The following is a 23,798-nucleotide window of genomic DNA, read 5'->3' as shown; positions in this document are numbered from 1 at the left end:
ATTGAATTGGATTGATTGGGTTTCAGTGCCGGGGATTATCAAAAGGCATCGCGTTGACGACCACCCCAGGTGGCGCACAGGCTGCCCACAAAAGCGCCCAGCATCAGCGAAACAAACAGCCAGAGCATGGAATGGGCCGTGGCCTTGCGTGCCTCTTCGGCTGCCTGCTTGGCCTTTTGCTTGGCTTCTTCAGCCTTTTGCTCGGCCTGCTTTATCTGCATTTGCACGGAATCAAAGGTGCTACGCACTTTCTTTTGCGCATCTTCCACGGACATATCGGAATTGCGCGCAATCAGCTGGGCCAGGTATTGCTCGTCGGCGGGAGACAGCTGGCCGGTGCGCAGCGACTGGGCAAAGATCACGCCGGCCTCGCGGGTGGCGCTGGCCAGGTCGGCGGGGGTGGCATTGCTGCTGGAGGTAGCGGCGCCGGAATTGCGGAACAGGCTGCCGGTCCAGTAGGCCAGGCCCTGGGGCGAGGCATCGGCGCCCGAGGCACCGGCCATGGCTGCGGCACCGCCAGCAGCCGCACCGCCGGCGGCGCCGATCGCGCCGCCCACCACGTTGGAGGCGCTGGTGGCCACGGTCTGCGCGGCCTTGAAGGCGCCGGAGACGGCACCGCCTGCAGCGGCGCCCATCAGGGCCACCATGGCCAGCGTGGCCAGTGCCCAGGACAGAAAGCCGTGGGCCGTGTCGCGGAAGTAGACCTCGTCCGTGTGCACGCCTTGCCAGCGAGTGCGCAGCCGCCCGGCCAGATAGCCGCCCACGCCGGCCGAGGCCAGCTGCGTGAAGGCGATCCAGGCCACGGCCGTCAGGCCCAGGGCGCCGGCATCCAGGCCTTCACCGGACCATACCGACACCGACGACAGGCCCAGGCCCGTGCCCAGGATGAACAGCAGCAGCGACAGCGATGCCGCCGCCATGGCGCCGGCAAATATCGCGGCCCATGAAACGCCGCTGCGTGAGGTATCTACGGTGGCGACCGTGTTGACCACTGGCGCTTCAGCCAGGGGCGCGGATTCGGAATAGGCAATGGACATGGCCGACTTTCTTGGAGTTGAGTGCCCCATTCTTGCCAGTCGCAATAGACGCCGCTGTAGGAGGATTGGAAATGCAGGACTGGCAAACGCAGATGAAAAACGTCATCCTTTGCCAGATGACGATTTTCAAGCGAATGCGCAGGCTGGATATGGAAAATGCTGCCTGCAATCGGTAATTCTTGCAGAACATTTTCCAGGGCGGGTATTCGGATTATTCAGGTCAGTGCGGCGATGCCTTTTTCATTGCCGGATATTCATCGCCGCATTGAAGCTGCTCCGGAAAATGCTCAGGGCTGGCGCACGTCGGCCACCACCTGCTCGCCAAAATCGGCACGCTGCAGCCAGCCCAGCACCAGCGCTGCCGCCTGCTCGGGCGTGGACAGCTTGCCGCCCTCCTTGAGCTGGGCGAAGTTGCCTGCGTCGGGGAAGGCGGCGGTATCCGCGCTGCGCAGCTGCACCTGCATGTCGGTGTCGATGACGCCGGGCGCCAGCGAGCAGATGCGCGCGCCGTGGGGCTTGAGCGCCTCGTCCAGCGCCACGCTGCGGCTGAAGTGGTCCATGCCGGCCTTGGCCGCGCAGTAGGAGGCCTGCGAGGCAATGGCGCGCCGGCCCAGGCCCGAAGAAATGTTGAGCACCTTGCGCGGCACGGCTGTCCAGCCCTCGGTGGCGGCCAGGAAGGCGGCCGTCAGCAGCATGGGCGCCTCCAGCCCCACGCGCATGGCCTGGGCAATGTCGGCGGGCTGCAGCTGCGACAGCGGCGCAATCTGCGGAATCACGCCCGCGTTGTTGATCAGGGTGACGCTGGCGTAGCGTGTGGCGTCCAGGCCGGCCAGCCAGTCGCCCAGCCTGCGGGCCGCAGCCTCGGGCTCGCCCAGGTCCACGCTCCACTGCTGCAGCGGCGCGCCCGCCGTGGCGGCCGCCTGGGCCAGGTCTTCGCTGGTGGAGCGCGACAGCGTGACCAGTTCATGGCCGGCATCCAGCAGTTGCCGGGCCATGGCCAGGCCCATGCCGCGCGAGGCGCCGGTAAGAATCGTCAGGGAAAGAAGAGGCGATGCATTGTTCATGCAGGCGATGGTATCGCTTGTGCCCGTGCTGCCGGCCCGGCCGCTGCCTGGGCGGCGACAGGGTCCGATGGCAGCAGCAGCTCGGCGCTGTGCGCCTGCCGGGTGCGCTCCAGCGCCTGCACGATGCGTTCGCAGGCACGCTCGGCCGCCTCGTGGAGGCTGGCGCCCTGCAGCCAGTGGCCGGTGAGCGCGGCACTGAACAGATCGCCCGTTCCCTTGGGCACCGCATCCACCCGCGCGTGGGTGATCACATGCACGTCATCGCGCGTGACCAGGGCCACGCGCATGCGCTGGGCAGGCTCGCCGTCCAGCTCGGGCGATGCGCTGGTCACGGCCACCCACTGCGTGCGGCCCTTGAGCAGGCAGCGCGCGGCCTGGACCACATCGTCCATGCCGCGCACAGGGCGCGCGGTCAGCCGCTCCAGCTCGAAATGGTTGGGTGTCAGCCCGTCGGCCAGCGGCAGCAGGTGGCGCTGGTAGGCCTCGACCATGGCGGGGTCCACATAGATGCCGCTGTCGTGGTCGCCGATCACCGGGTCCACCACCACGCGCAGGCCGGGCCGCTGCGCCAGCAGGCCGGCAACCCAGTCCGCCAGCAGCGTGGCCTGGGCCGGCCCGCCCAGGTAGCCGGCCAGCACGGCCTGCAACTGCCGCAGCCCGCCGCGCGCGCCCAGGTCCTGCAGATAGCCCGCAAACCACTCGGCGGCAATCGCCCCACCGTGGATGCTGGGATAGTGCGGCGTGTTGCTGAACACCACCGTGGGCACGGCCGCCGCCGCCAGCCCCAGCGCCTGCAGCGTGGGCATGGCCACGTTGTTGCCAACGCGGCCGTAGACGACCTGGGACTGCACGGACACCACGTCGATGGCCAGGGGTTGCAGCATGTCTTGGGGGGCGCAGGCGTTCATGGGCGTGGGGAAGCAATGAGAGGCAGGGACGTGTTTTATAACGCCTGCGCCCAGGCCGCAGACCCCACAATCGGCCGCGCATGACCAGACCACTGTGCGATCTGCGCGTGAAAAGAAAAAGGCCCGCCGAAGGGCGGGCCCGTGGGGCGCCAGGCGCCTGTGCGTTGTCAGGCGCCCAGGTAGGCGCGGCGCACGGCGTCGTTGGTCAGCAGGTTGGCGCCGGTGTCTTCCAGCACCACCTTGCCGGTTTCCAGCACATAGCCGCGGTCGGCGATCTGCAGGGCGCGGTTGGCGTTCTGCTCGACCAGGAAGACCGTGACGCCGGCCGTGCGGATGGTCTGGATGATCTCGAAGATCTGCGCAATGATCAGCGGCGCCAGGCCCAGCGTGGGCTCGTCCAGCAGCAGCAGGCGGGGCTTGCTCATCAGCGCGCGGCCGATGGCCAGCATCTGCTGCTCGCCGCCCGACATGGTGCCGGCGCGCTGGTGGGCGCGCTCACGCAGGCGCGGGAAGAGGCCGAACACATGTTCGATGCCGGCCTCGATCTGCGGCTTGTCCAGGAAGAATCCGCCCATCTTCAGGTTGTCCGTGACCGTAAGGTCCGAGAAGATGCGCCGTCCCTCGGGCGAGACCGCGATGCCCTTGCGCATGATGTGGTGCGAGGGCAGCTGGGTGATGTCCTCGCCCTCGAACGAGATGCGGCCCGAGCTGGCGCGCGGGTTGCCGCACACCGTCATCAGCAGCGAGGTCTTGCCGGCGCCGTTGGAGCCGATCAGCGAGACGATCTCGCCCTGGTTGACGTGCAGGCTCACGCTGTCGACCGCGCAGATGGCGCCGTAGTGGGTGGAGATGTTCTCCAGTTGCAGCATGGCAGGCATCAGGCTTCTCCCAGGTAGGCCTTGATGACCCGTTCATCGTTGCGGATGGCGTCCGGCAGGCCCATGGCGATGGGCTTGCCGTACTCCATGACGAGGATGCGCTCGGACACGCCCATGACCAGGCCCATGTCGTGCTCGATCAGCAGCACGGCAATGCCGTACTGGCGCCGCAGCTGGTCGATCAGGCCCTGCAGGTCCTTCTTCTCCTGCGGGTTCAGGCCGGCGGCGGGTTCGTCGAGCATGAGCACGCGCGGCTTGGTGATCATGCAGCGCGCGATCTCCAGGCGGCGCTGGTGGCCGTAGGCCAGGTTGCCGGCCTCGCGGTTGACGAACTCGCGCAGGCCCATGACGTCCAGCCAGTGCAGGGCGCTCTCGATCTTTTCCTCTTCGCTGCGGCGGTAGCTTGCCGTGTTGAACAGGCCCGACAGCAGGTTGACGCCCGAGCTGCGGTGCTGTGCCACCAGCAGGTTTTCCAGCACCGTCATGGACTTGAACAGCCGCACGTTCTGGAAGGTGCGCACCACGCCGTGGTTGGCCACGTGGTGGCTGCTGCGGCCCTCGATGGCGCTGCCGTCCAGCGTGACGGAGCCGCTGCTGGGCTGGTAGAAACCGCTGATGCAGTTGAACACCGTGGTCTTGCCGGCGCCGTTGGGGCCGATGATGGCAAACACTTCCTGCGGGCGCACGTTGAAGCCCACATGGTCCACGGCCAGCAGGCCGCCGAAGCGCATGCACAGGTCTTTGACTTCTAGCAAATACTCGCTCATTGCCGGCCCTTGCTGCTTTCTGTTGTCCCAAAAATCATGGTGTCGGCATGCCTCATGAGCGCACCTCCACATGGTGGCGGCGCATGGGCAGCAGGCCCTGCGGGCGCCAGATCATCATCAGCACCATCACCAGGCCGAAGATCAGCATGCGGTACTCGGAGAACTCGCGCGCCAGCTCGGGCAGCACCGTCAGCAAGATGGCTGCGATGATCACGCCCAGCTGCGAGCCCATGCCGCCCAGCACCACGATGGACAGGATCAGCGCCGATTCGATGAAGGTGAACGATTCGGGGTTGACGATGCCCTGGCGCGCCGCGAAGAAGGCGCCGCCCAGGCCGGCGAACATGGCGCCCAGCGTGAAGGCAGACAGCTTGATCTTCATGGGGTTCAGGCCCAGGGAGCGGCAGGCGATCTCGTCCTCGCGCAGCGCCTCCCAGGCGCGACCTATGGGCATGCGCACCAGGCGGTTGGAGATGCACAGCGTGATCACGGCCAGCAGCAGCGCCATCAGGTACAGGAAGATCACCATGTGCAGCGAGCTGAACTCCAGCCCCAGGAACTGGTGGAAGGTCGTGCCGCCCTCGGTGGAGGGATTGCGCGTCATCTCCAGGCCCAGCACCGTGGGCTTGGGGATGCTGGAGATGCCGTCCGGCCCGCCCGTGATGCTGGTCAGGTTGACCAGCATCAGGCGGATGATTTCGCCGAAGCCCAGCGTCACGATGGCCAGGTAGTCACCGCGCAGCCGCAGCACCGGAAAGCCGAGCACGAAGCCGAACATCGCGGCAGCGGCGCCGGCCAGCGGCAGCGCTTCCCAGAAGGACCAGCCGGCCCAGTGGAACAGCAGCGCATAGGTGTAGGCGCCCACGGCGTAGAAGCCCACGAAGCCCAGGTCCAGCAGGCCGGCAAAGCCCACGACGATGTTCAGGCCCAGGCCCAGCATCACGTAGATCATGGCCAGCGTGGCGATGTCCACCGCGTTGCGGCCCGCGAAGAAGGGCCAGGACACGGCGATCAGCAGGGCGGCCAGGATCAGGCCGTTGCGGTGGCTGGGGCGTGCGTGCGGCAGCGAGGGCAGCGAGACCTTGGGCATCTTCGCCGCGATCAGCGGGCGCAGCAGCTGCACCAGGAAGACCAGGGCGCAGGCCCAGGCCACCACAGTCCAGTCGGGGTTGATGATGGTGCGGGTGCCGGCGCGCTCCAGGTGCAGGCCGAAGATGGGCGTGACGACCACGGCCGTCATCACCGTGGCGATCAGGGCGTCGCGCAGGTTCAAGGTGGGTTTGGCTTTCATCAGACCTTCTCCACTTCAGGCTTGCCCAGCAGGCCCGTGGGGCGGAACAGCAGGATCAGCACCAGCAGGCCGAAGGCCACGATGTCCTTGTACTCGGACGAGATGTAGGCCGCAGCAAAGGTCTCGGCCACGCCCAGCAGCACGCCGCCCAGCATGGCGCCGGGGATGGAGCCGATGCCGCCCAGCACCGCCGCCGTGAAGGCCTTGATGCCAGCCAGAAAGCCGATGAACGGGTTGAGCTTGCCCACGGCCAGCGCGATCAGCACGCCGCCCACGGCCGCCAGCATGGCGCCGAGCACGAAGGTGAACGAGATCACGCGGTTGGTGTCGATGCCCAGCAGGCTGGCCATGTGCATGTCCTGGGCGCAGGCGCGCGAGGCGCGGCCCATGCGGGAATGGCGGATGTACAGCGTCAGCAGCACCATGAGCACGATGGCGACCACGATGATCAGGATGCGCGAGTAGGGCACATAGATCTCGAAGCCACCTTCGGCGCCGAAACGCAGCGCGCCCGGCAGCAGCGAGGGCACGGCCATGTCGCGCGCGCCCTGGCCCAGGGCCACCCAGTTCTGCAGGAAGATGGACATGCCGATGGCCGAGATCAGGGCCACCAGGCGGGGGCTGCGGCGCAGCGGCTTGTAGGCCACCTGTTCCACCACCAGGCCGTAGACGCCGGTGACGAAGACCGACACCACCAGCATCAGGCCGATGATGGCCCACACGGGCAGGCCGCTTGTCGTGCCGATGGCCGACAGCGTGACCAGGCCGATGTAGGCGCCGATCATGTAGATGTCGCCGTGGGCGAAGTTGATCATCCCGATGATGCCGTAGACCATTGTGTAGCCGATGGCGATCAGGGCATAGATGGCGCCCAGGGACAGTCCGTTGAACAGCTGCTGTATCAGCTGAGGTAAGAGTTCTGACATGGTGTAATGCCGCCCCAAAACAGGAAAAGGCCTAAAAGGCCAGGATGCAGACAACCGGGACACGCGCAAGCGTGCCCCGGCCAGTCAACGAGGGGGATTACTTGGCAGCGACCGACTTGCTGCCGTCCTTGTGCCATTCGAACACCTGGAAGTCGAAGGACTTCAGGTCGCCCTGCTTGTTCCAGCCCACCGAGCCCAGAACGGTCTCGAAGTTGGACTTGTGCAGGTGGTCAGCCACCTTGGCGGGGCTGTCGCCCACGGCCTTGATGCTGTCCAGCAGCACTTGCGTGGCGGCAAAGGCGGTCAGCTGGAAGGCGCCCGAGGGATTGCGCTTCTTGTCCTTGAAGGCCTTGACCACGGCGGCGTTCTTGGGGTTGGCCGAGAAGTCTGCGGGCAGGGTCACCAGCATGCCTTCGACGGCGTTGCCGGCGATGGCGTTGACTTCGGGGTTGCCCACGCCTTCGGGGCCCATCATGCGGACCTTCAGGCCCTGCTCGGAAGCCTGGCGCAGCAGCAGGCCCATTTCAGGGTGGTAGCCACCGTAGTAGACGAAGTCCACACCGGCGCTCTTGAGCTTGGTGATGACGGCGGAGTAGTCGCTGTCGCCGGCGTTGATGCCTTCGAACAGGGCCACTTCCACGCCTGCCTTCTTCAGGTCGTCACGCACGGAGGAGGCAATGCCCTGGCCATACGACTGCTTGTCGTGCAGCACGGCAACCTTCTTGGGCTTGGCCTTGTCCAGGATGAACTTGGCGGCGGCAGGGCCCTGCTGGTCATCGCGGCCGATGGTGCGGAAGATGAAGTGGTAGTTCTTGCCGTCGGTCAGGGCCGGGGAAGTGGCCGAGGGGGTCACGACGACCACGCCTTCGTTGTTGTAGATCGGGGCGGCGGCAATCGATGCGCCCGAGCAGACGGGGCCGATCACGTAGCCGATCTTGGCGTTGACCACACGGTTGGCGGCCACGGGGCCTTGCTTGGGTTCGCAGGCGTCATCGACGGACACCAGTTCGATCTTCTTGCCATTGACGCCGCCAGCCGCATTGGCCATTTCCACGGCGGTGTTCACGCCTTCCTTGACCATGTCGCCGTACTGCGTCAGCGGGCCGGTGGTGGGAACCACCATGGCGATCTTGATTTGCGCATGCGCTGTAGAGAACAAGGCGGCACCAGCCAAACCCAGGGCGGCGACGACGGTGTGCATGCGGAACGGAATGCTCATGAGTACTTCCTTCAACTTTGGGTAAAGCGTTCTGAAAAACGCGGTGGCTCCTGTAGGGGCGATCCGCGCAAAGAAGCACAGATTAATCTCCTGGTTACCAATGGCAACAGGGTATCCCGGGGCTGGCGCGCATGCAGGCTTTTCGCTAAGGGCTGGATGCCATCGCAGGCCGCTTGTCAACGCCGGTTTTGGGCGACGAAAACGCCTGATGCCGACGGTGCACCCAGACGGTGCTGCATGAAACCAATATGACCGACTGCAAGAAGGGGAAACACGTACACGGAATGTTGCATTGCAGCAACGCGCCAGAGGGCGCCGGTTTGCGTGTTTCTGCGGTGGATCAAAACGGCACGGCGGATTCGAAACGCAGCGTTTGGCCCGACAGGGGATGGGCCAGCTCCAGCTGGTGCGCATGCAGCAGCAGGCGCGGCGACAGGGCCTGCACGGCGGCATCGGCATAGAGCGCATCGCCCAGGATGGGATGGCCCAGCGCCGCCATGTGCACGCGCAACTGGTGGGTGCGGCCTGTCACGGGCTGCAGCTGCACCCGCGTGGTGGGTGTGCCCTGGCCTTCGGTGGCTGCGGGCATGGCGCGCCACAGGGTCTGGCTGGGCTTGCCCTGCAGGGCGTCGATGATGCGCAAGGGGCGCCGCTCCCAGTCGGCGGCTATCGGCAGGTCGATGCTTTGCCAGGCGTCGGCCTGCTGCGCGGCAGGGCGGCCGGCGACCACGGCCACATAGCGCTTGTGCACGCGGCGCTGCGCAAAGGCTTCGCTCAGGAGGCGCTGGCTGGCCAGGCTGCGCGCCATGACCACCAGGCCCGAGGTGGCCTGGTCCAGCCGGTGCACGACCAGCGCATCGGGCCAGCGCTGCAAGGCGCGGCCGCTCAGGCAGTCCTGCTTGTCAGGGCCGCGTCCGGGCACGCACAGCAGGCCGGAGGGCTTGTCCAGCACCAGCAGCTCGGCGTCCTCGTACAGGCAGGAGACACCTGCATCGGTATCTGCATCGGCATCGGCAGCAGTACCAGCACCGATGCACTCCTGCGGCGTTTCAGTGTTCAAGCCGTTCACCGTTCATTGAGGAGCCTGTGCACGGTGGCGCACAGCTCCTCCACGTCATTGGGCTTGTGCACCAGCGCCCGGGCGCCTGCGGCCATGGCGGCCTGCTCGATCTCGGCGGTGATGTAGCCCGAGGCCAGGGCGATGGGCAGCAGGGGCTGGATGGACAGTGCCTCGTACACCAGATCGATGCCGCTGTAGCCCGGCATGTTGTAGTCGGTGACCAGCAGGTCGTAGTCCTGGGGGGCGGCGCGCAGCGCCTCGGTGGCCTCGTGCGGATCGGTGAAGCCGCTGACCTGGTAGCCGCGACGGCGCAGCAGACGCTGCACGAGGAAGACCAGGGCCTGGTCGTCGTCCACGTACATCACATGCTGCTGTGCGGCCTGCGGGTCGGGCAGCAGGGCGAACTGCGGGCCGGTCGGGGTTTCTGCGGCTGCCAGCGGCTCCGGCAGGCTGGGCGGCGCTTCGGCTGCGGGCGCCTGGGCTGGTGCGTGCTCGGCGGGCGCCAGGGCGTCGGCCGGGGGAAAGTACAGCGTGAAGCGGCTGCCTTGTCCTGGAATGCTGTACACGTCCACGGCGCCGCCGTGGTTGCGCATGACGCCGTGCACCACGGGCAGGCCCAGGCCCGTTCCCTGGCCCACGGGCTTGGTGGTGAAGAAGGGCTCGAAGATGCGCTGCAGCGTGCGCGCATCCATGCCGGGGCCGTTGTCCTGCACCGACAGCGCCACGTAGCTGACGGGCGGCAGGCCCAGGCGCTCGCACAGGCGCTGGTCGGGGCGCACCAGGTCGGCGTCCATCTGGATCAGGCCGCGCCGCTCACCCAGGGCGTGCATGGCGTTGGTGCACAGGTTGAACAGGGCCTGCTCCACCTGCATGGCGTCGGCCAGCATGGGGGGCAGCTGCGGCGGCACATGCACCTGCAGCTCCACGGCGGGCGGCAGGGTCACGCGCAGCAGCCGCGCCGTGTCGCCCATGACTTCGCGCGCCTGCACGGGCTTGCGCTGGGGCGGCTCGTTGCGGCTGAAGGTCAGGATCTGGCGCACCAAGTCGCGCGCGCGGCGGCCGGCCTTTTCGATCTCCTGCAGGCTTTCGATGGCTGCGGCATTGCCGCCGCAGTCGGCCTTGGCCAGCTCCACGTTGCCCAGGATGGCGCCCACGATGTTGTTGAAGTCGTGCGCAATGCCGCCGGCCATGGTGCCCAGGGCCTGCATCTTGTGCGATTCGCGCAGCTGGTCTTCCAGTTCGTTGCGCTGGGCCTCGGCCTTCTTGCGGCTGGTGAGGTCGCGCGCGAACACGGTGGTGGTCTCGCCGCCGCTGTGGTGCTCGAAGGAGACACTGACCTCGACCGGAATCTCGCGGCCGCTGGCCGTGCGCGCCGTCATCTCGCCCAGCACGGCCTGCGTGGTCAGCGGTGCAAAGGACAGGGCCTGTGCCGCATCGGGCAGGAAACGCTCCAGCGGACTGCCCAGCGCGTCGTGCGGCGGGCACAGGAACAGGGCGGCGGCCGTGGGATTGAAGACGGTGATGCGCTGGTCCGAGTCCAGGCAGATGATGGCGTCCAGCGCCGAGTTGATGACCGATTCCAGCCGCCGCTCGCTCAGGAACAGCTGGTGGTTGCGCTGCTGCAGCGCCAGGCGCTCGGCCAGCAGCGGGCCCTGGTCCACCACGGCGCACAGGTACTGGGCAATGGGCGGGCCGCTTTGCTGGGGGATGGCGATGCAGGCCACGTGCAGGTCGGCGCGCAGCTGGTGCTGCTCGGTGATTTCGAAGCAGACCTCGTGGGCCTCGGTGCGGCCCAGCTCGCGTGCGGCGGAGAAGGTCTCGCGCACGCGCTCGGCGTCGTCCGGGTGCACGAAGGGCGCGAAGTTCACCAGCAGCCGGTCATGCTCTGAGGGCTGGAAGGCGCTATGCGCCATGGCGTTGGCCTGCACCACCATGTCGTGCTCGTCCACCACCAGCAGGGGCAGCGGAATGCTGGCGAACAGGGCCTCGAAGCGCTCGGAGGCGCTTTCGGCCACGGCCTGGCTGTAGTCCAGCACGCGGTTCTGGATTTCCAGTTCGCGCTGGTAGTTGCGCAGCTCGGCCACCAGGGCCTGCAGCGGGTCGTCTTCGGGCTGGAAGAGGGGAAAGCGTTCGACGGGGGGCAGGTCGGCGCCGGGCGCCAGCAGCGCATGCAGGGGCAGGTGCTCGTCGTCGCGAGGCGGATCGGAATGGTCTGGGCTGCTCATCGCGGGCTGGCGCTGGGGAAAGCGGCACATGCCGCACAAATCCTGGTGGCCCGCGCCCGGCGTCCGGCAGATTACCGGAGCCCGGCGCGGGCAGGGCCGCAGTGTACGCGCGCCAGGCGGGGCGCCACAAGCGCCCCTTTCGGTGGCAGGTGCTTCAGCTCAGGTAAGCGTCCACGGGGATGCAGCTGCAGTACAGGTTGCGGTCGCCGTAGACGTTGTCCACGCGGCCCACCGGGCACCAGTACTTGGACTGGCGCAGGGCAGCCACCGGGTAGGCGGCGGCCTCGCGGCTGTAGGGGTGGGCCCATTCCGAGGCCAGCAGCGTCTCGGCCGTGTGCGGCGCGTTCTTGAGCGGGTTGTCGTCCTGGGGCAGGCGGCCCTGCTCGATGGCGCGGATTTCCTCGCGGATGGCGATCATCGCGTCAACGAAGCGGTCCAGCTCGTACAGGCTTTCGCTTTCGGTGGGCTCCACCATCAGCGTGTTGGGCACGGGGAAGGACAGCGTGGGCGCATGGAAGCCGTAGTCGATCAGCCGCTTGGCCACGTCCTCGGCCATGACGCCCGTGCTTTCCTTGAACTGGCGCAGGTCCAGGATGCACTCGTGCGCCACATGGCCGTGCTCGCCCGCGTACAGCGTGGGGTAGTGGTCGCGCAGCCGGGCGCTGATGTAGTTGGCGCTGAGGATGGCGGTCTCGGTGGCCAGGGTCAGGCCCTGGGCACCCATCATGCGGATGTACATCCAGCTGATGGGCAGCACGGCCGCATTGCCCAGCGGTGCGGCACTGATGGCACCCGTGCCGCCCGCAAGGCCCGCCGTGGCATGGCCGGGCAGGAACGGAACGAGGTCCTCGACCACGCAGACCGGGCCCACGCCCGGGCCGCCGCCGCCGTGCGGAATGCAGAAGGTCTTGTGCAGGTTCAGGTGGCTGACATCGCCGCCGAAGCTGCCCGGCGCGGCCAGGCCCACCAGGGCGTTCATGTTGGCGCCGTCCACGTAGACGCGGCCGCCGTGGTCATGCACCAGCTTGCACAGCTCCTTGACCTGGGTCTCGAACACGCCGTGCGTGCTGGGGTAGGTGATCATGATGCAGGCCAGGTTGGCACTGTGCTGCTCGCACTTGGCCGCCAGATCCGCCATGTCGACGTTGCCGTTGGCATCGCAGGCGGTGACCACCACCTGCATGCCCACCATCTGCGCGCTGGCGGGGTTGGTGCCGTGGGCGCTGCTGGGAATCAGGCAGACGTTGCGGTGCGACTGGCCCCGGCTCGCATGCCAGCCCTTGATGGCCAGCAGGCCAGCGTACTCGCCCTGGCTGCCGGCATTGGGCTGCAGGCTGATGCCGGCGTAGCCCGTGGCCTGGCACAGCCAGTCGCGCAGCTGCTTGTCCAGTTCCGCATAGCCCTGCTGCTGGTCGGCCGGGGCAAAGGGGTGCACCTGGGCGAACTCGGGCCAGGTGATGGGAATCATCTCGCTGGTGGCGTTGAGCTTCATGGTGCAGGAGCCCAGCGGGATCATGCTGCGGTCCAGCGCCAGGTCCTTGTCCGACAGCTGGCGGATGTAGCGCAGCATGGCGGTCTCGGAGCGGTGGGTGTTGAACACCGGGTGCGTGAGGAAGTCGCTGCTGCGGCGCAGGCTGTCAGGGATCAGCGGCTCCACGCCCTTTTCGAAGGCGGCGAAGCTGGGCAGGGTCTGGCCGTCCCGGGCGAAGATCTTCCACAGCAGCTCGACGTCGGCGCGCGTGGTGGTCTCGTCCAGCGAGATGCACAGGTATTCCTTGAAATACACACGCAGGTTGGCGCCCAGGGACACGGCACGCTCCACGATGGCCTGGGTGGCCGCACCCGTGTGCAGGCTCAGCGTGTCGAAGCTGGGCACCTCGCGCAGCGGCGCGCCCAGCTCGGCCAGGCCGCGCGCCAGGATGGCCGTGTACGAGGCCACGCGGCGGGCGATGCGCTCCAGGCCCTCGGGGCCGTGGTAGACGGCGTACATGCTGGCCACCACGGCGGGCAGCACCTGGGCCGTGCAGATGTTGGAGGTGGCCTTCTCGCGGCGGATGTGCTGCTCGCGCGTCTGCAGTGCCAGGCGGTAGGCGGGCTTGCCATGCACGTCCACGCTCACGCCGACCAGGCGGCCGGGCAGGGAGCGCTTGAACTCGTCGCGGCAGGCCATGAAGGCGGCGTGCGGGCCGCCCGCGCCCATGGGCATGCCAAAGCGCTGGGTGGTGCCCACCACGATGTCGGCACCCCATTCGCCGGGCGGCGTGATCAGGGTCAGCGCCAGCAGGTCGGTGGCCACGATGAAGGCGGCCTGCTTGCCGTGGGCCTTGTCCACGTCGGCGCGCAGATCGTCGATGCGGCCGCTGGTGGCGGGGTACTGGGCCAGCACGGCGAAGTAGTCGCCCTCCATCAGCTGGTTCCATTCCTCCAGCGAGTTGGCCAGCAGCACTTCGATGCCCAGCGGCGCGGCGCGCGTCTGGATGACCTCGATGGTCTGCGGGTGGGCATCGCCCGCCACCACGAAACGGTTGCTCTTGCTTTTGACGGAGCGCTTGGCCAGCGTCATGGCCTCGGCGGCCGCCGTGGCCTCGTCCAGCATGGAGGCGTTGGCAATCGGCATGGCCGTCAGGTCGCAGACCATGGTCTGGAAGTTGACCAGGGCCTCCATGCGGCCTTGCGAGATCTCGGCCTGGTAGGGCGTGTAGGCCGTGTACCAGGCGGGGTTCTCCAGAATGTTGCGCAGGATGACGCCGGGCGTGTGCGTGCCGTAGTAGCCCTGGCCGATGAAGCTTTTGAGCAGCTGGTTGCGGCCTGCCAGCGCCTTGAGCTCGGCCAGCGCCTGTGCCTCGGTGGCCGCTGGCGGCAGCGCCATGGGCTGGTGGCGCCGGATGGAGGGCGGGACGATGGCGTCGATCAGCGCATCGCGCGATGCCGCGCCAATGGCGCTGAGCATGTGGGCCTCGTCTTCGGGCGCGATGCCGATATGGCGGGCCACGAATTCGGTGGCGTTCTCGAGGACGGCAAGGGGCTGGGTGGAGGACATCAGCATGGAGGGACCTGTCTCAAAAGCTGAAAAGCGCCAGGGCGGGCCCTGGCGCCCGTCCTGGCCGGAAAGTGGCGTCAGTTGCTCTGTGCGAAGGCCGTGTAGGCGGCTTCGTCGAGCAGCGCGGCCAGCTGGCCTGCGTCGCTGAGCTTGACCTTGAAGAACCAGCCTTCGCCCAGCGGGTCGCTGTTGGCCAGGGAGGGGTCGTCGCGCAGGGCTTCGTTGACTTCGACGATCTCGCCGCTGACGGGCATGTAGACATCGGCGGCGGCCTTGACGGACTCGACCACGCCGGCCACATCGCCCTGGTTGAAGCTGGTGCCCACGGCGGGCAGATCGACGAACACCACGTCGCCCAGCGCATCCTGCGCGTGGAGGGTGATGCCGACGATGGCCGCGTCAGGGTTGGCGGCGTTGATCCATTCGTGGTCCTTGGAATACTGGATGCTCATGGCTTGCTCCGATAGAAACTGAAAAGAAACCTGTGAAAGGCGGTTTGAGAAAGGTCAGTGCGCACTGTAGCGGCATGCGATGGCGGGAAAAACGAATTCGCCGAACTCGGTCCACGCCAAGCGCGCAGGCTGTCCTCAACCGCGGTGATAGCGGGGCGCCACGAAGGGCGTGGCCTGCACCTGCATGGGCACGGCCTTGCCGCGCACCATGGCCTGCAGCGTGGTGCCGATGGCGGCGCTGCCCGGCTCCACATAGCCCAGTGCCACGGGCTGGTTCAGCGTGGGCGACAGCAGGCCGCTGGTGACCTGGCCGACCTTGCGGCCGCTGGCATCCAGCAGCTCCGTGCCTTCGCGCACGGGCACGCGCTCCAGGGCCACCAGGCCCACGCGCTTGCGCGTTAGCAGCTCGGGCGACTGCAGCTGGGCCAGCACGGTGGCCGCGCCGGGAAAGCCGCCTTCGCGCTCGCCACCAATGCGGCGGACCTTCTGCACGGCCCAGTTCAGGGCGGCCTCGGCCGGGGTGGTGGTCGTGTCCAGATCGTTGCCGTACAGGCACAGGCCGGCTTCCAGGCGCAGCGAATTGCGCGCGCCCAGGCCCACGGGCCTGACTTCGGGCTGGGCCAGCAGGGCACGGGCAAAGGCCTCGGCGTGGCTGGCGGGCAAGGAGATCTCGAAGCCATCCTCGCCGGTATAGCCGCTGCGCGTGATGTACAGCTCGGCGCCTTCCCAGTCGAAGTGGCCGCCCGTCATGAACACCAGTCCGGCCGTGTCGGGCAGCAGGCGCTCCATGGCGGCTGCTGCCTGCGGGCCCTGCAGCGCCAGCAGGCCCCGGTCGAACTGGGGCTCGATTTCACAGCGCTGGCCGATGCGGGCCTCTATGTGCGCCAGGTCTTCATGCTTGCAGGCGCCGTTGACGATCAGGAACAGGTCGTCCTCGCGGCGCACAAACATCAGGTCGTCCAGAATGCCGCCCGCGTCGTTGAGCAGCAGGCCGTAGCGCTGGCGGTGTTCGCCCAGGCCCAGCACGTCCATGGGCAGCAGCGATTCCAGCGCCGCGCCGGCATCCGGGCCGCGCAGGCTGATCTGGCCCATGTGCGAGACATCGAACAGGCCTGCCGCCTCACGCGTGTGCAGGTGCTCGGCCATCAGCCCCTGCGGGTATTGCACGGGCATGGAGTAGCCGGCAAACGGCACCATGCGCGCGCCCAGTTCCTGGTGCAGGTCGAACAGCGGGGTCTTGAGCAGATCGGTGGTGGAGGCAGCGGTCAAGGATGGACTCTCTTTTCGGCAAGGGGCAAGGCACAACGCCATCCCGGAATCCCGGGATGTCCTGCCCTGCTGTCCGCTTTACCTGAGAGATTCACCCGCACCTTCCAGGCGTGGGGCTTGCTCCTTCGGTGGATGGGACACACCGCCGTGCCCTGCATCTCTCTCCAGCTAGGAACGCCTGCGGCCGTGGCGGCAGGCGGTGCCAGTCCTTTTGCCTGAGCGTTCGGGACGAACCCTGCGCCTTCGGCGGTGCCGCTGCCTGTGACCATTGCGGCCGGGCGGGCACTCTCTCCTGACCGGCGCATTCTAGCTGCGGCCAGCGTCCGCGCGGCTTCGGGATTTCCGCGGGCCGGCCCCAGCTCCATGCGCTTGCCTGCATGAATGCATTTGCAAATTGCATAACTGTCTAAAAAATCTCCTACATTGAGATGCATCGATATATGAAATCTCGTGAGCGAGAAGGAAGAAGCGCACATGCAGCAGACGCTGGGAGACACATTGGCCTGGCCGGCACGTTACCTGCCGAACAAGGAAGCCCTGGTCGCTTGGGAGGGCGGCGAGCGCCGCGCCTGGACCTACGCCCAGCTCGATGCCGAAGTCAACCGCCACGCCCACGGCCTGGCCGAGCTGGGCATAGGCCATGGCGACGTGGTCGCGGCCTTTCTCTACAACACGCCAGCCTTTGTCTTCACCATGCTGGCGGCCGCGCGCCTGGGCGCCATCTTCAATCCCATCAACTACCGGCTGGCGGCGCAGGAGCTGGCCTTCATCCTCAAGGACGGCGCTGCGCGCGCCCTGGTGTTCGAGCACGAGGGCGGCGAGGTGGCCGCACGCGCCCAGGCCCTGCTCAAGGCCGAAGGCGGCGGCACTGGCGCAGGCATCGAGCACTGGATCTTTGCCGACGATGCCCCGGCCGACCCGCTGCCGGTCTGGGCCACGCAGCGCCTGTCCGCCCTGGCCTGGGGCCGCAGCAGCGCGCCGCCCCAGGCCCATGTGCGCGAGAGCGACCCCTGCATCCTCATGTACACCAGCGGCACCACGGGCCGGCCCAAGGGCGTGCTGCACACGCACCGCAGCAAGCTGGCGCACAACGCCCTCATGCACCAGACCATGCAGTTCACGCGCGACGACGTGGGCCTGGCCATGGCGCCGCTCAACCACACGGCCGAGCTGCACACCAGCTTTTTGCCGCGCCTGCAGGCCGGTGCCACCCAGGTGCTGCTGCGCCGCTTTGACGTGACCGAGGCCTGGCGCCTGATCCGCGAAGAGCGCGTGAGCTTCTTCTTCGCGGCGCCCACCATGGTCACCATGCTGCTGGCCGACCCCATCGCCTCGCCCGAGCAGGCGCCCGCGTTGCGGCTGGTGGAGTACGGCGGCGCCTCCATGGCGCCGCACCTGATCCGCGAATGGACACGCAAGGTCGGCAGCGACCTGGTCCAGGTCTACGGCACCACCGAGATGGGGCCCTGCATGTCCATCCTCCTGCCGCGCGAGCAACTCTCGCACGCGGGCTCGGCCGGGCTGCCCTCCATGGGCCATGACCTCATCGTGGCCCGCCTGCGCGAAGACAACGCCCCCACCGACCCGGCCGAGGCCTGCCTGCCCGGCGAGGTGGGCGAAATCCTCGTGCGCGGCCCCTGCATGATGGCCGGCTACCTCAACCGCCCTGACGCCAACACCCGCGCGCTGGCGCACGGCTGGTACCACACGGGCGACCTGGGCCACATCGACGACGACGGCTATCTCTGGATCCGCGACCGCATCGACTACATGATCAATTCGGGCGCCGAGAACGTCTATCCCCGCGAAGTGGAAGACGCGCTGGTCGAACACGCCGATGTGCTCGAGGTCGCCGTCATCGGCGAGGCCGACGAGCGCTGGGGCCAGATCGTCGCCGCCCACGTGGTCGCCAAGCCTGGCGCCACGCCCACGGCCGAGGCGCTGGACGCCTTCCTGGTCCATGGCGACCGCCTGGCCGCCTACAAGCGCCCGCGCCGCTACCACTTCCGCGAGGCCCTGCCCAAGACGGCCAGCGGGAAGATACAGAAGCAGTTGCTGAGGGTGGTGGACTGAGAAGGCTTCGATCCAGCATGCTGACTGCATGACGATGCGCGGTCCGGCCCTACCCCTTCATCGGACTCATTCGAAAGCAGCCTTTCCTTAGGAAATTTTGAATTGAAGCGGTTACTTTGCATTACATTTGCTTCCTTCAAATAATCTTCGGGGAGAGAGAGAAATGATCGCGTCTTACGTTCGCGCCTTGGCAATCTGCGCGGTGACGGTTCTGGCTACGGGATGTGCCCAACTGAAAGCTCCGCCTTACGGGGCAGACTACGCAGCGCTGGAGCAATTGAAGGCGGCCAAGCCGGGATCCGCCAATGTTCTGAAGGTGGAGCCGACAGATCCTGCTGCTCCGGTCAACAACCTCTCCTTGCGTGGAACGCCTCTTAATTCGGCGAGCGGCACCTTTTCCAAGTATCTGGAAGAGGCGCTGGTTCAGGACTTGAAGGAGATCTCCGCCTACGATCCCCAGTCGCACACCCAGATTGACGCGAAGATTCTTGCCAACGATATCGATATTCGCGGTTTCAGCACGGGCTCGGGTGTGATGGAGATTGAGCTTCGGGTCTTGCGCAGCGGCGAGCAGCGGCTCAAGAAGACCTACAAGGCAGAGACCAGCTTCGAGTCCAGCTTCATGGGCACTGTAGCCATTCCTGCAGGACAGGCTGCCTATCCTCAGCTTGTTCGGGAATTGCTGCGCAAGGTGTACGCCGATCCTCAATTCCTTGCCGCGTTGGCTCCCTGACGGCTTCACAGTGAGTCGCCGAGGATAAAAACATGCGCTTTTTTTCCGCAATCATTCGAGCGGTTCTGGCATCCGTCACTTTGGCAACGTTGGTGGGATGTGCCCATCCCATCAACATCGGTGGCGATACACGACCTGAGCGTATCGAGTCGGAGTTGATCCAGAAGAAGGTTGCCTACGCCATCAGCGAGACTCAGCGAAATACCGCCTTTGTTTCACCTTCGGGAGGGGGGGACAGTGTTAGATACTTCCCTTATCGCGACCTCGAAAAAACAATTCGGGACGCATTGCGCTCTGTTTACCAGGATGTGACGCTGATTGCAGCGCCAAGCGATACGCAGGCCGTAGAGGCGGCCCGTGCGGCCTTGATTTTCATCCCCGAGATCAAAACCGATTCGGGATCGCCATCGGCGCTTACGTGGCCCCCGACCTACTTCGTTACAGAGATCGCGTGTGTGGTCACTGATGCCAACGGCAACGAAATTGGAAGAGTGAAGGCTTCTGCGCGGGGCGAAGCGGAGTTCAGTGAGTTTCTGGATGACTTCGGCTTGGCAGCCAAGCGTGCAGCCACGCAAGTAGCTCAGCAGTTGAGCAGTGAAATTCGCAAGAACGAAAAGCTGCGTTAAGGCGGCCGCGGCTGTTCGAGGCCACGGGGCTGCCTTCAAGCTTTCGCCCCAATGCCAGCCTGTCCACATGCAGGCTGGCATTTTTCATGGCCGGTTCGGTGCCGGTAGAAGTCGGCTCAGATATCAGCGACTACTGTACGGTACGACAGCTCCTGGCTACCGCCTGCCGCAGCCACCGATGCATGGCATCCCCCTGCTTGCGCACATGCCAGGCCTGCTGGTAGGCAAACCGGGGCAGCTCCAGCGGCGGAGCGAAACGGCGCAGCGTTTTGTGGCGGCGCAGGTCGCCAATGGCGCGGCTGCCCACGGTCAGCACGAGGTCGGTGCCTGCCAGCACCTCCAGCGCCGCGCTCCAGTGGGGCAGGGCCAGCACCACGCGGCGGCTCAGGCCTTGGGCGGCCAGCGCCCGTTCGATTTCCTCGCTGGCGTCGGGCCGCATGGCCAGCATGACGTGCGGGCGCTGCAGCCAGTCCCGCAGTGACAGCCCGCCGCGTGCCGGCAGCACGGCCTGGTCGGCCACGCTCACGAATTGTTCCTGGAACAGATCCTGCACCTCGATGCCCTCGGGCAGGTCGGGTGCTTCGGGGAAGGGCCCCAGGGCCAGGTCCAGTTCGCCATCGGCCAGCTGGGCCAGCATCACCTCGCGCGTGGACTGGCTGATGGCCAGGTCCAGCCCGGGTGCGTGCTGGCGCAGATGCCGCATCAGCGGCGGCAGCACGATGCGCGATGCGTAGTCCGACAGCGCCAGCCGCAGCCGTCCGCGTGCGTGGGCCGGGTCGAACTCCGTCTGTGCCAGCAAGCCGTTGAGGCTGCCCAGCGCATCCGCCAGCGGTTGCACCAGGCCTTGCGCGCGTGCCGTCAGCGCCATGCGGCCACCGCGCCGCACCAGCAACGGGTCGCCCAGATGCTCGCGCAGCTGCGCCAGCGAATGGCTCATGGCCGGCTGGCTCTTGTGTAGGCGCAGGGCCGCACGCGTCACATGTTTTTCGGCCAGCAGGGCGTGCAGGGCCAGCAGCAGGTTGAGGTCGATCCGGCGCAGTTCATCCATGCCATGAATATAGACCGTGCGCACAAACGATTTCCATCAATGCACTGGATGCGAGAGCATGCAGGCATCGATTGACAGAAGAAGAAAGGTCTTGCCGCATGACAGGTAAAAGCACATTCACCGCCCTTGCTCCCGTGGCCCTGGCGCTGCTGGCGGGGGCCATCCTGCCATTCCAGGCTGCCAGCAATGCCCTGGTGGGCCGCCTGCTGGGCCACCCGCTGTGGGGCACGCTGGTCTCGCTGGCCGTGAGCGTCATGGTCGTGGTGCCTGGACTGTGGGTGCTGCGCGCGCCCGCTCCGGCCATGGCCCAGGCGGCAGCGGGGCCATGGTGGCTATGGATAGGCGGTGTGCTGGGGGCCATCTATGTGGCCAGCGCGGCCGCCGTCACGCCCAGGCTGGGCGCAGGCGGCTTCCTGGTCTGCGTGGTGGCGGGTCAGATCGTGGTCTCGGTGCTGGTGGACCACTTCGGCCTGATGGGCCTGGGTGCACGGCCGGTCAACGCGACGCGCCTGGCCGGCGTGGCCTTGATCCTGGGTGGCGTGCTGCTGGTGGTGCAGGGCGGGACGGCCCGTGCAGCGGCGGCCCCATGAGTGCCGCAAGCACGCCCTGCTTCAGCGGCGAAGGCCCCGGCCTTGCCCGCGTCAGGCGGGCATGCCCGGCGGCACGGCGGCCGGCCTTGCCGCTGGCGGACGTTCCTGGCGGGCATCTGCCGTGCCGGGCAGGAGCCGGCCCAGCCGGATGACAAAGCAGGCCCCGCCTCCGGCAGCCGGCTGGAAGAACGCGTCGCCTGCGTGCAGCCTGGCAATGCGCCTGACCACGGACAGGCCCAGGCCATGCCCGTTGACGTGCCGGGTGGCGCTTGCGCGTTCATAGGGCTCGAAAACCTGTCCTGCCGCTTCGGGCGCAAGGCCCGGTCCCTGGTCGCTGACGGAAATCAGCAGGTCACCGGACGCATCGCAGCGGGCGGCCAGTGTGATGTCGCCCGCCTTGGCATATTTGATGGCGTTGCCGACAAGGTTGGAGATGGCGATGCGCACCAGGACAGGGTCGCATTGCCATTGCTGCGGGCCGTGTTCCAGATCCAGTTTCAGGCGATGCCGCCGGGACCAGCCGACGAGCTCTGCAGACTCCTCCAGGAGTTCATCCAATGGCGTCTGCTCCAGTTGCAGCCGGAACGCGCCCGCGTCCAGCCGGTCGTTGATCAGGCAGGTGTCCACCAGGGTCATCAGCCGGCGCGAAGCCCTGCGTATCTGCGACGCCTGCTCGATGAGGGAGTCCGCATCCGTCGTCGGGAACGTCTGCAGCTCGGTCGCGGCGCCGTCCACGATGGTGAGTGGGGTGCGGAACTCGTGGTTGATCATGTTGAAGAACTGGCGCTGTTCCAGCCGCATCTCCCGCTCGCTGTGCAAGGCGGTCTGCAGGGCCTGCTGGGCCGTTTGCAGTTGTGCGGTGCGCTGCAGCACCTTGGACTCCAGCTCGCGCTCGGCAGCCTGGGCGCGTGACAGGGCCTGCATCCGCTCACTGCGCAGGGCACGCTCCGCCACCCGCGTGCGGTTGGTCACCGCCATTCCCAGCAGGATGGCCTCGGACACACGCCCGGCAAACCACAGCATCTGTGCCGATGGCAGCGCCACATCCGGCAGCAGGCCCTGGGTTCTCAGCAGGTTCAGGATGCCCAGGGCGGAAGGCACCGCAAACGCCAGCGCGCCCGGCAGGTATTGCCACTGCCTTCGGACCACCAGCAGGTACAGCACGAAGACCGCACCGAACGATGTGGACACCAGGGCCGTGAACACCACGGCACGCGAGATCTGCGGATAGCCACCCAACAGTGCCATGCCCAGTGCGATGGCATTCAGCCAGGCCACCACGCTGAAGAGGTGCGCAGCCCAGATCCAATGGCGGCGGAACTCGAACAATTGGCTGAAAAACACCGTCGCCACCACACAGAAGCTGCAGTAGGCGATGGACAGCGCATGCTGGGGCTGGTCGGCGCCGGGCAGCCACAGGCCTTCGGGCCGGTAACGGAAAGCAGCGTAGGCAAAGCCGGCTGCCAGGAGCGCGGCGCAAAGAATGTAGAGCCTTTCCCTGAGCCAGCACCACAGGATCAGGCTCATCAGCGTGATGGCCAGGGCCGAGCCCGTGTACGCGTACAGCAGCATGGCGGCCGGCGCCATGCTTCTGCCGGGAAAGACCGCAATGCCTTGGGCGGCCTGTGGGTTGGGCAGCAAGCGGACGAGCAGCGCCAGAAGCGCTGCAGCTGCCAGGGCCTGCACCAGGACCTGCATCAGCCATTGCGCTGCAGCACCCGTTGGCCAGTGCCTCCGGCGGCCTTCAGTGGGATTGTCTTGGGTGTGGATCAAGGGTCCGATGGGTTGAAGTGGCGTGCGCCCGTATATGTCCGCCGTGCAGGCTTGCGGGGGGGCCATTGTGCACCGGCGGCCATTGCGGGAAAGCGCTGTCTGCCGTCTGCCAGGTGCCCCAATGCAACAGGCCGCCCCGCTGCGGATAAGCGGGGCGGCCTGTAACGGGCTCCTGGTCTGGATCACGCATCCGGGCGCTGGCGGTAGTCGGCGGGGCTGGGTGAATGGTTTTGCTGCGCCGGTAAGCGTGCTTCCATGCAGACAAGTGTGCGCGCCTGGCCTCAGAAAATGCTGCTTTATTTCTTCAAAACAGGCGTTGCTACAGAAAATTATTCTGCGTCTGCCTGTTTTGCAGTAGATTGCCGGCCATGGATACCCTCGACAGAAAGATTCTTTCCGCCCTGCAGGCCAACGCGCGCGCCAGCCTGCAGGAAATCGGCGCGGCCGTGGGCCTGAGCGCCTCGCCCTGCTGGGCACGCATCAAGAAGCTGGAAGAGGCGGGGGTAATCGAGGGCTATACCGTGCGCCTGAACCCGCTGGCGCTGGGCCTGGGCGATACGGTGCTGGTGCAGGTCACTCTGGACAGCCATTCGGACAACACGCTGGAGAAATTCGGCGAGATGCTGGCGACCATTCCCGAGGTGGTGGAGGCGCATCTGGTCTCGGGCGAGTACGACTACCTGCTGCGCGTCGTCGTCAAGGACACGCGCGACTACGAGCGCCTGCTGCGCGAGAAGCTCTACAAGATCAAGGGCATACGCCACAGCCAGTCCAGCTTTGTGCTGCGCACGCTGAAGAAGGCCGACCTGCCACTGGGGG

Annotated in this window: 20 protein-coding genes and 2 riboswitches; of the genes, 5 read left to right on the top strand and 15 right to left on the bottom strand. The window is 66.8% G+C overall.

The genetic code is table 11. The features are described from left to right. Positions 1 to 38: 38 nt before the first annotated feature. The 13 genes from INR38_RS26785 to gcvT all read right to left on the bottom strand — a co-directional run bounded on the left by INR38_RS26785 (position 39) and on the right by gcvT (position 16,178). Positions 39 to 1,037, bottom strand: a complete 999-nt coding sequence (locus INR38_RS26785; protein ID WP_207444282.1) for a hypothetical protein — start codon at positions 1,035 to 1,037, stop codon at positions 39 to 41. 287 nt (positions 1,038 to 1,324) lie between these two features. Further along, complete coding sequence (locus INR38_RS26780; protein WP_207444281.1) at positions 1,325 to 2,101, bottom strand: SDR family NAD(P)-dependent oxidoreductase; 777 nt, start codon at positions 2,099 to 2,101, stop codon at positions 1,325 to 1,327. After that, complete coding sequence (gene pdxK, locus INR38_RS26775) at positions 2,098 to 3,009, bottom strand: pyridoxine/pyridoxal/pyridoxamine kinase (protein ID WP_207444280.1); 912 nt, start codon at positions 3,007 to 3,009, stop codon at positions 2,098 to 2,100. The genes INR38_RS26780 and pdxK overlap by 4 nt, the downstream gene beginning before the upstream one ends. Before the next feature lie 167 nt (positions 3,010 to 3,176). After that, complete coding sequence (locus INR38_RS26770; protein WP_034398706.1) at positions 3,177 to 3,878, bottom strand: ABC transporter ATP-binding protein; 702 nt, start codon at positions 3,876 to 3,878, stop codon at positions 3,177 to 3,179. A gap of 8 nt (positions 3,879 to 3,886) precedes the next feature. After that, the gene (livG, locus tag INR38_RS26765) at positions 3,887 to 4,654 is read right to left on the bottom strand and encodes a high-affinity branched-chain amino acid ABC transporter ATP-binding protein LivG (RefSeq protein ID WP_034394891.1); all 768 of its coding nucleotides are present in this window, start codon (positions 4,652 to 4,654) and stop codon (positions 3,887 to 3,889) included. Between the two features lie 52 nt (positions 4,655 to 4,706). Further along, positions 4,707 to 5,945: a high-affinity branched-chain amino acid ABC transporter permease LivM gene (locus tag INR38_RS26760; RefSeq protein WP_043824703.1), complete on the bottom strand. Its 1,239-nt coding sequence runs from the start codon at positions 5,943 to 5,945 to the stop codon at positions 4,707 to 4,709. Continuing rightward, on the bottom strand, positions 5,945 to 6,871 hold the full coding sequence (gene livH, locus INR38_RS26755) for a high-affinity branched-chain amino acid ABC transporter permease LivH (RefSeq protein ID WP_012206135.1): 927 nt from the start codon (positions 6,869 to 6,871) through the stop codon (positions 5,945 to 5,947). Before livH ends, INR38_RS26760 begins: the two co-directional genes overlap by 1 nt. Before the next feature lie 97 nt (positions 6,872 to 6,968). After that, the gene (locus INR38_RS26750; RefSeq protein ID WP_012206134.1) at positions 6,969 to 8,090 is read right to left on the bottom strand and encodes a branched-chain amino acid ABC transporter substrate-binding protein; all 1,122 of its coding nucleotides are present in this window, start codon (positions 8,088 to 8,090) and stop codon (positions 6,969 to 6,971) included. A gap of 340 nt (positions 8,091 to 8,430) precedes the next feature. Beyond that, entirely contained in the window at positions 8,431 to 9,123 is a 693-nt protein-coding gene (locus INR38_RS26745; protein WP_207444288.1) for an RluA family pseudouridine synthase, read from the bottom strand. Between the two features lie 32 nt (positions 9,124 to 9,155). Beyond that, a complete protein-coding gene (locus tag INR38_RS26740; protein WP_207444287.1) occupies positions 9,156 to 11,375 on the bottom strand; it encodes a PAS domain-containing sensor histidine kinase in 2,220 nt (739 codons plus the stop codon). Between the two features lie 154 nt (positions 11,376 to 11,529). Continuing rightward, on the bottom strand, positions 11,530 to 14,421 hold the full coding sequence (gene gcvP / locus INR38_RS26735; protein WP_207444279.1) for an aminomethyl-transferring glycine dehydrogenase: 2,892 nt from the start codon (positions 14,419 to 14,421) through the stop codon (positions 11,530 to 11,532). A gap of 71 nt (positions 14,422 to 14,492) precedes the next feature. Next, complete coding sequence (gcvH, locus tag INR38_RS26730) at positions 14,493 to 14,867, bottom strand: glycine cleavage system protein GcvH (protein ID WP_012206130.1); 375 nt, start codon at positions 14,865 to 14,867, stop codon at positions 14,493 to 14,495. A gap of 135 nt (positions 14,868 to 15,002) precedes the next feature. Further along, positions 15,003 to 16,178 carry a glycine cleavage system aminomethyltransferase GcvT gene (gene gcvT, locus INR38_RS26725; protein ID WP_207444278.1) on the bottom strand — a complete coding sequence of 392 codons (1,176 nt, stop codon included), beginning with the start codon at positions 16,176 to 16,178 and terminating at the stop codon, positions 15,003 to 15,005. Positions 16,179 to 16,195: 17 nt separating this feature from the next. Then, positions 16,196 to 16,314, bottom strand: a riboswitch (glycine riboswitch). 15 nt (positions 16,315 to 16,329) lie between these two features. Further along, a riboswitch (glycine riboswitch) is annotated at positions 16,330 to 16,441 on the bottom strand. Between the two features lie 169 nt (positions 16,442 to 16,610). On the opposite strand from gcvT, the gene INR38_RS26720 reads away from it, so the two are divergent. The 3 genes from INR38_RS26720 to INR38_RS26710 all read left to right on the top strand — a co-directional run bounded on the left by INR38_RS26720 (position 16,611) and on the right by INR38_RS26710 (position 19,568). After that, a complete protein-coding gene (locus INR38_RS26720) occupies positions 16,611 to 18,209 on the top strand; it encodes a fatty acid--CoA ligase (protein WP_207444286.1) in 1,599 nt (532 codons plus the stop codon). 163 nt (positions 18,210 to 18,372) lie between these two features. Then, positions 18,373 to 18,942 carry a hypothetical protein gene (locus INR38_RS26715; protein ID WP_197943671.1) on the top strand — a complete coding sequence of 190 codons (570 nt, stop codon included), beginning with the start codon at positions 18,373 to 18,375 and terminating at the stop codon, positions 18,940 to 18,942. Between the two features lie 32 nt (positions 18,943 to 18,974). Further along, on the top strand, positions 18,975 to 19,568 hold the full coding sequence (locus INR38_RS26710) for a hypothetical protein (protein WP_207444277.1): 594 nt from the start codon (positions 18,975 to 18,977) through the stop codon (positions 19,566 to 19,568). A gap of 130 nt (positions 19,569 to 19,698) precedes the next feature. Here INR38_RS26710 and INR38_RS26705 read toward each other — a convergent pair whose 3' ends face one another. Next, a complete protein-coding gene (locus INR38_RS26705; protein ID WP_207444276.1) occupies positions 19,699 to 20,616 on the bottom strand; it encodes a LysR family transcriptional regulator in 918 nt (305 codons plus the stop codon). A 98-nt stretch (positions 20,617 to 20,714) separates the two neighbouring features. Here INR38_RS26705 and INR38_RS26700 point away from each other — a divergent pair, with 98 nt between their 5' ends. After that, positions 20,715 to 21,206, top strand: a complete 492-nt coding sequence (locus tag INR38_RS26700; RefSeq protein ID WP_207444275.1) for a DMT family transporter — start codon at positions 20,715 to 20,717, stop codon at positions 21,204 to 21,206. A 51-nt stretch (positions 21,207 to 21,257) separates the two neighbouring features. Here INR38_RS26700 and INR38_RS26695 read toward each other — a convergent pair whose 3' ends face one another. Next, entirely contained in the window at positions 21,258 to 22,904 is a 1,647-nt protein-coding gene (locus INR38_RS26695) for a sensor histidine kinase (RefSeq protein ID WP_207444274.1), read from the bottom strand. Positions 22,905 to 23,347: 443 nt separating this feature from the next. On the opposite strand from INR38_RS26695, the gene INR38_RS26690 reads away from it, so the two are divergent. Continuing rightward, positions 23,348 to 23,798: Lrp/AsnC family transcriptional regulator (locus INR38_RS26690; protein WP_207476026.1), on the top strand; the 451-nt coding region annotated here is incomplete at its 3' end.

It is taken from the genome of Delftia sp. SD018, assembly GCF_017355445.1.
Classification (GTDB): domain Bacteria; phylum Pseudomonadota; class Gammaproteobacteria; order Burkholderiales; family Burkholderiaceae_C; genus Comamonas; species Comamonas acidovorans.
This window is presented reverse-complemented; position numbering and strand designations above follow the sequence as displayed.

Excerpts from the sequence above, each read along its gene's own strand:
- INR38_RS26785 (WP_207444282.1), bottom strand. The coding sequence starts at position 1,037 with ATGTCCATTGCCTATTCCGAATCCGCGCCCCTGGCTGAAGCGCCAGTG.
- INR38_RS26780 (WP_207444281.1), bottom strand. The coding sequence starts at position 2,101 with ATGAACAATGCATCGCCTCTTCTTTCCCTGACGATTCTTACCGGCGCC.
- pdxK (WP_207444280.1), bottom strand. The coding sequence starts at position 3,009 with ATGAACGCCTGCGCCCCCCAAGACATGCTGCAACCCCTGGCCATCGAC.
- INR38_RS26770 (WP_034398706.1), bottom strand. The coding sequence starts at position 3,878 with ATGCTGCAACTGGAGAACATCTCCACCCACTACGGCGCCATCTGCGCG.
- livG (WP_034394891.1), bottom strand. The coding sequence starts at position 4,654 with ATGAGCGAGTATTTGCTAGAAGTCAAAGACCTGTGCATGCGCTTCGGC.
- INR38_RS26760 (WP_043824703.1), bottom strand. The coding sequence starts at position 5,945 with ATGAAAGCCAAACCCACCTTGAACCTGCGCGACGCCCTGATCGCCACG.
- livH (WP_012206135.1), bottom strand. The coding sequence starts at position 6,871 with ATGTCAGAACTCTTACCTCAGCTGATACAGCAGCTGTTCAACGGACTG.
- INR38_RS26750 (WP_012206134.1), bottom strand. The coding sequence starts at position 8,090 with ATGAGCATTCCGTTCCGCATGCACACCGTCGTCGCCGCCCTGGGTTTG.
- INR38_RS26740 (WP_207444287.1), bottom strand. The coding sequence starts at position 11,375 with ATGAGCAGCCCAGACCATTCCGATCCGCCTCGCGACGACGAGCACCTG.
- gcvP (WP_207444279.1), bottom strand. The coding sequence starts at position 14,421 with ATGCTGATGTCCTCCACCCAGCCCCTTGCCGTCCTCGAGAACGCCACC.
- gcvH (WP_012206130.1), bottom strand. The coding sequence starts at position 14,867 with ATGAGCATCCAGTATTCCAAGGACCACGAATGGATCAACGCCGCCAAC.
- gcvT (WP_207444278.1), bottom strand. The coding sequence starts at position 16,178 with ATGGCGTTGTGCCTTGCCCCTTGCCGAAAAGAGAGTCCATCCTTGACC.
- INR38_RS26720 (WP_207444286.1), top strand. The coding sequence starts at position 16,611 with ATGCAGCAGACGCTGGGAGACACATTGGCCTGGCCGGCACGTTACCTG.
- INR38_RS26715 (WP_197943671.1), top strand. The coding sequence starts at position 18,373 with ATGATCGCGTCTTACGTTCGCGCCTTGGCAATCTGCGCGGTGACGGTT.
- INR38_RS26710 (WP_207444277.1), top strand. The coding sequence starts at position 18,975 with ATGCGCTTTTTTTCCGCAATCATTCGAGCGGTTCTGGCATCCGTCACT.
- INR38_RS26705 (WP_207444276.1), bottom strand. The coding sequence starts at position 20,616 with ATGGATGAACTGCGCCGGATCGACCTCAACCTGCTGCTGGCCCTGCAC.
- INR38_RS26700 (WP_207444275.1), top strand. The coding sequence starts at position 20,715 with ATGACAGGTAAAAGCACATTCACCGCCCTTGCTCCCGTGGCCCTGGCG.
- INR38_RS26695 (WP_207444274.1), bottom strand. The coding sequence starts at position 22,904 with ATGCAGGTCCTGGTGCAGGCCCTGGCAGCTGCAGCGCTTCTGGCGCTG.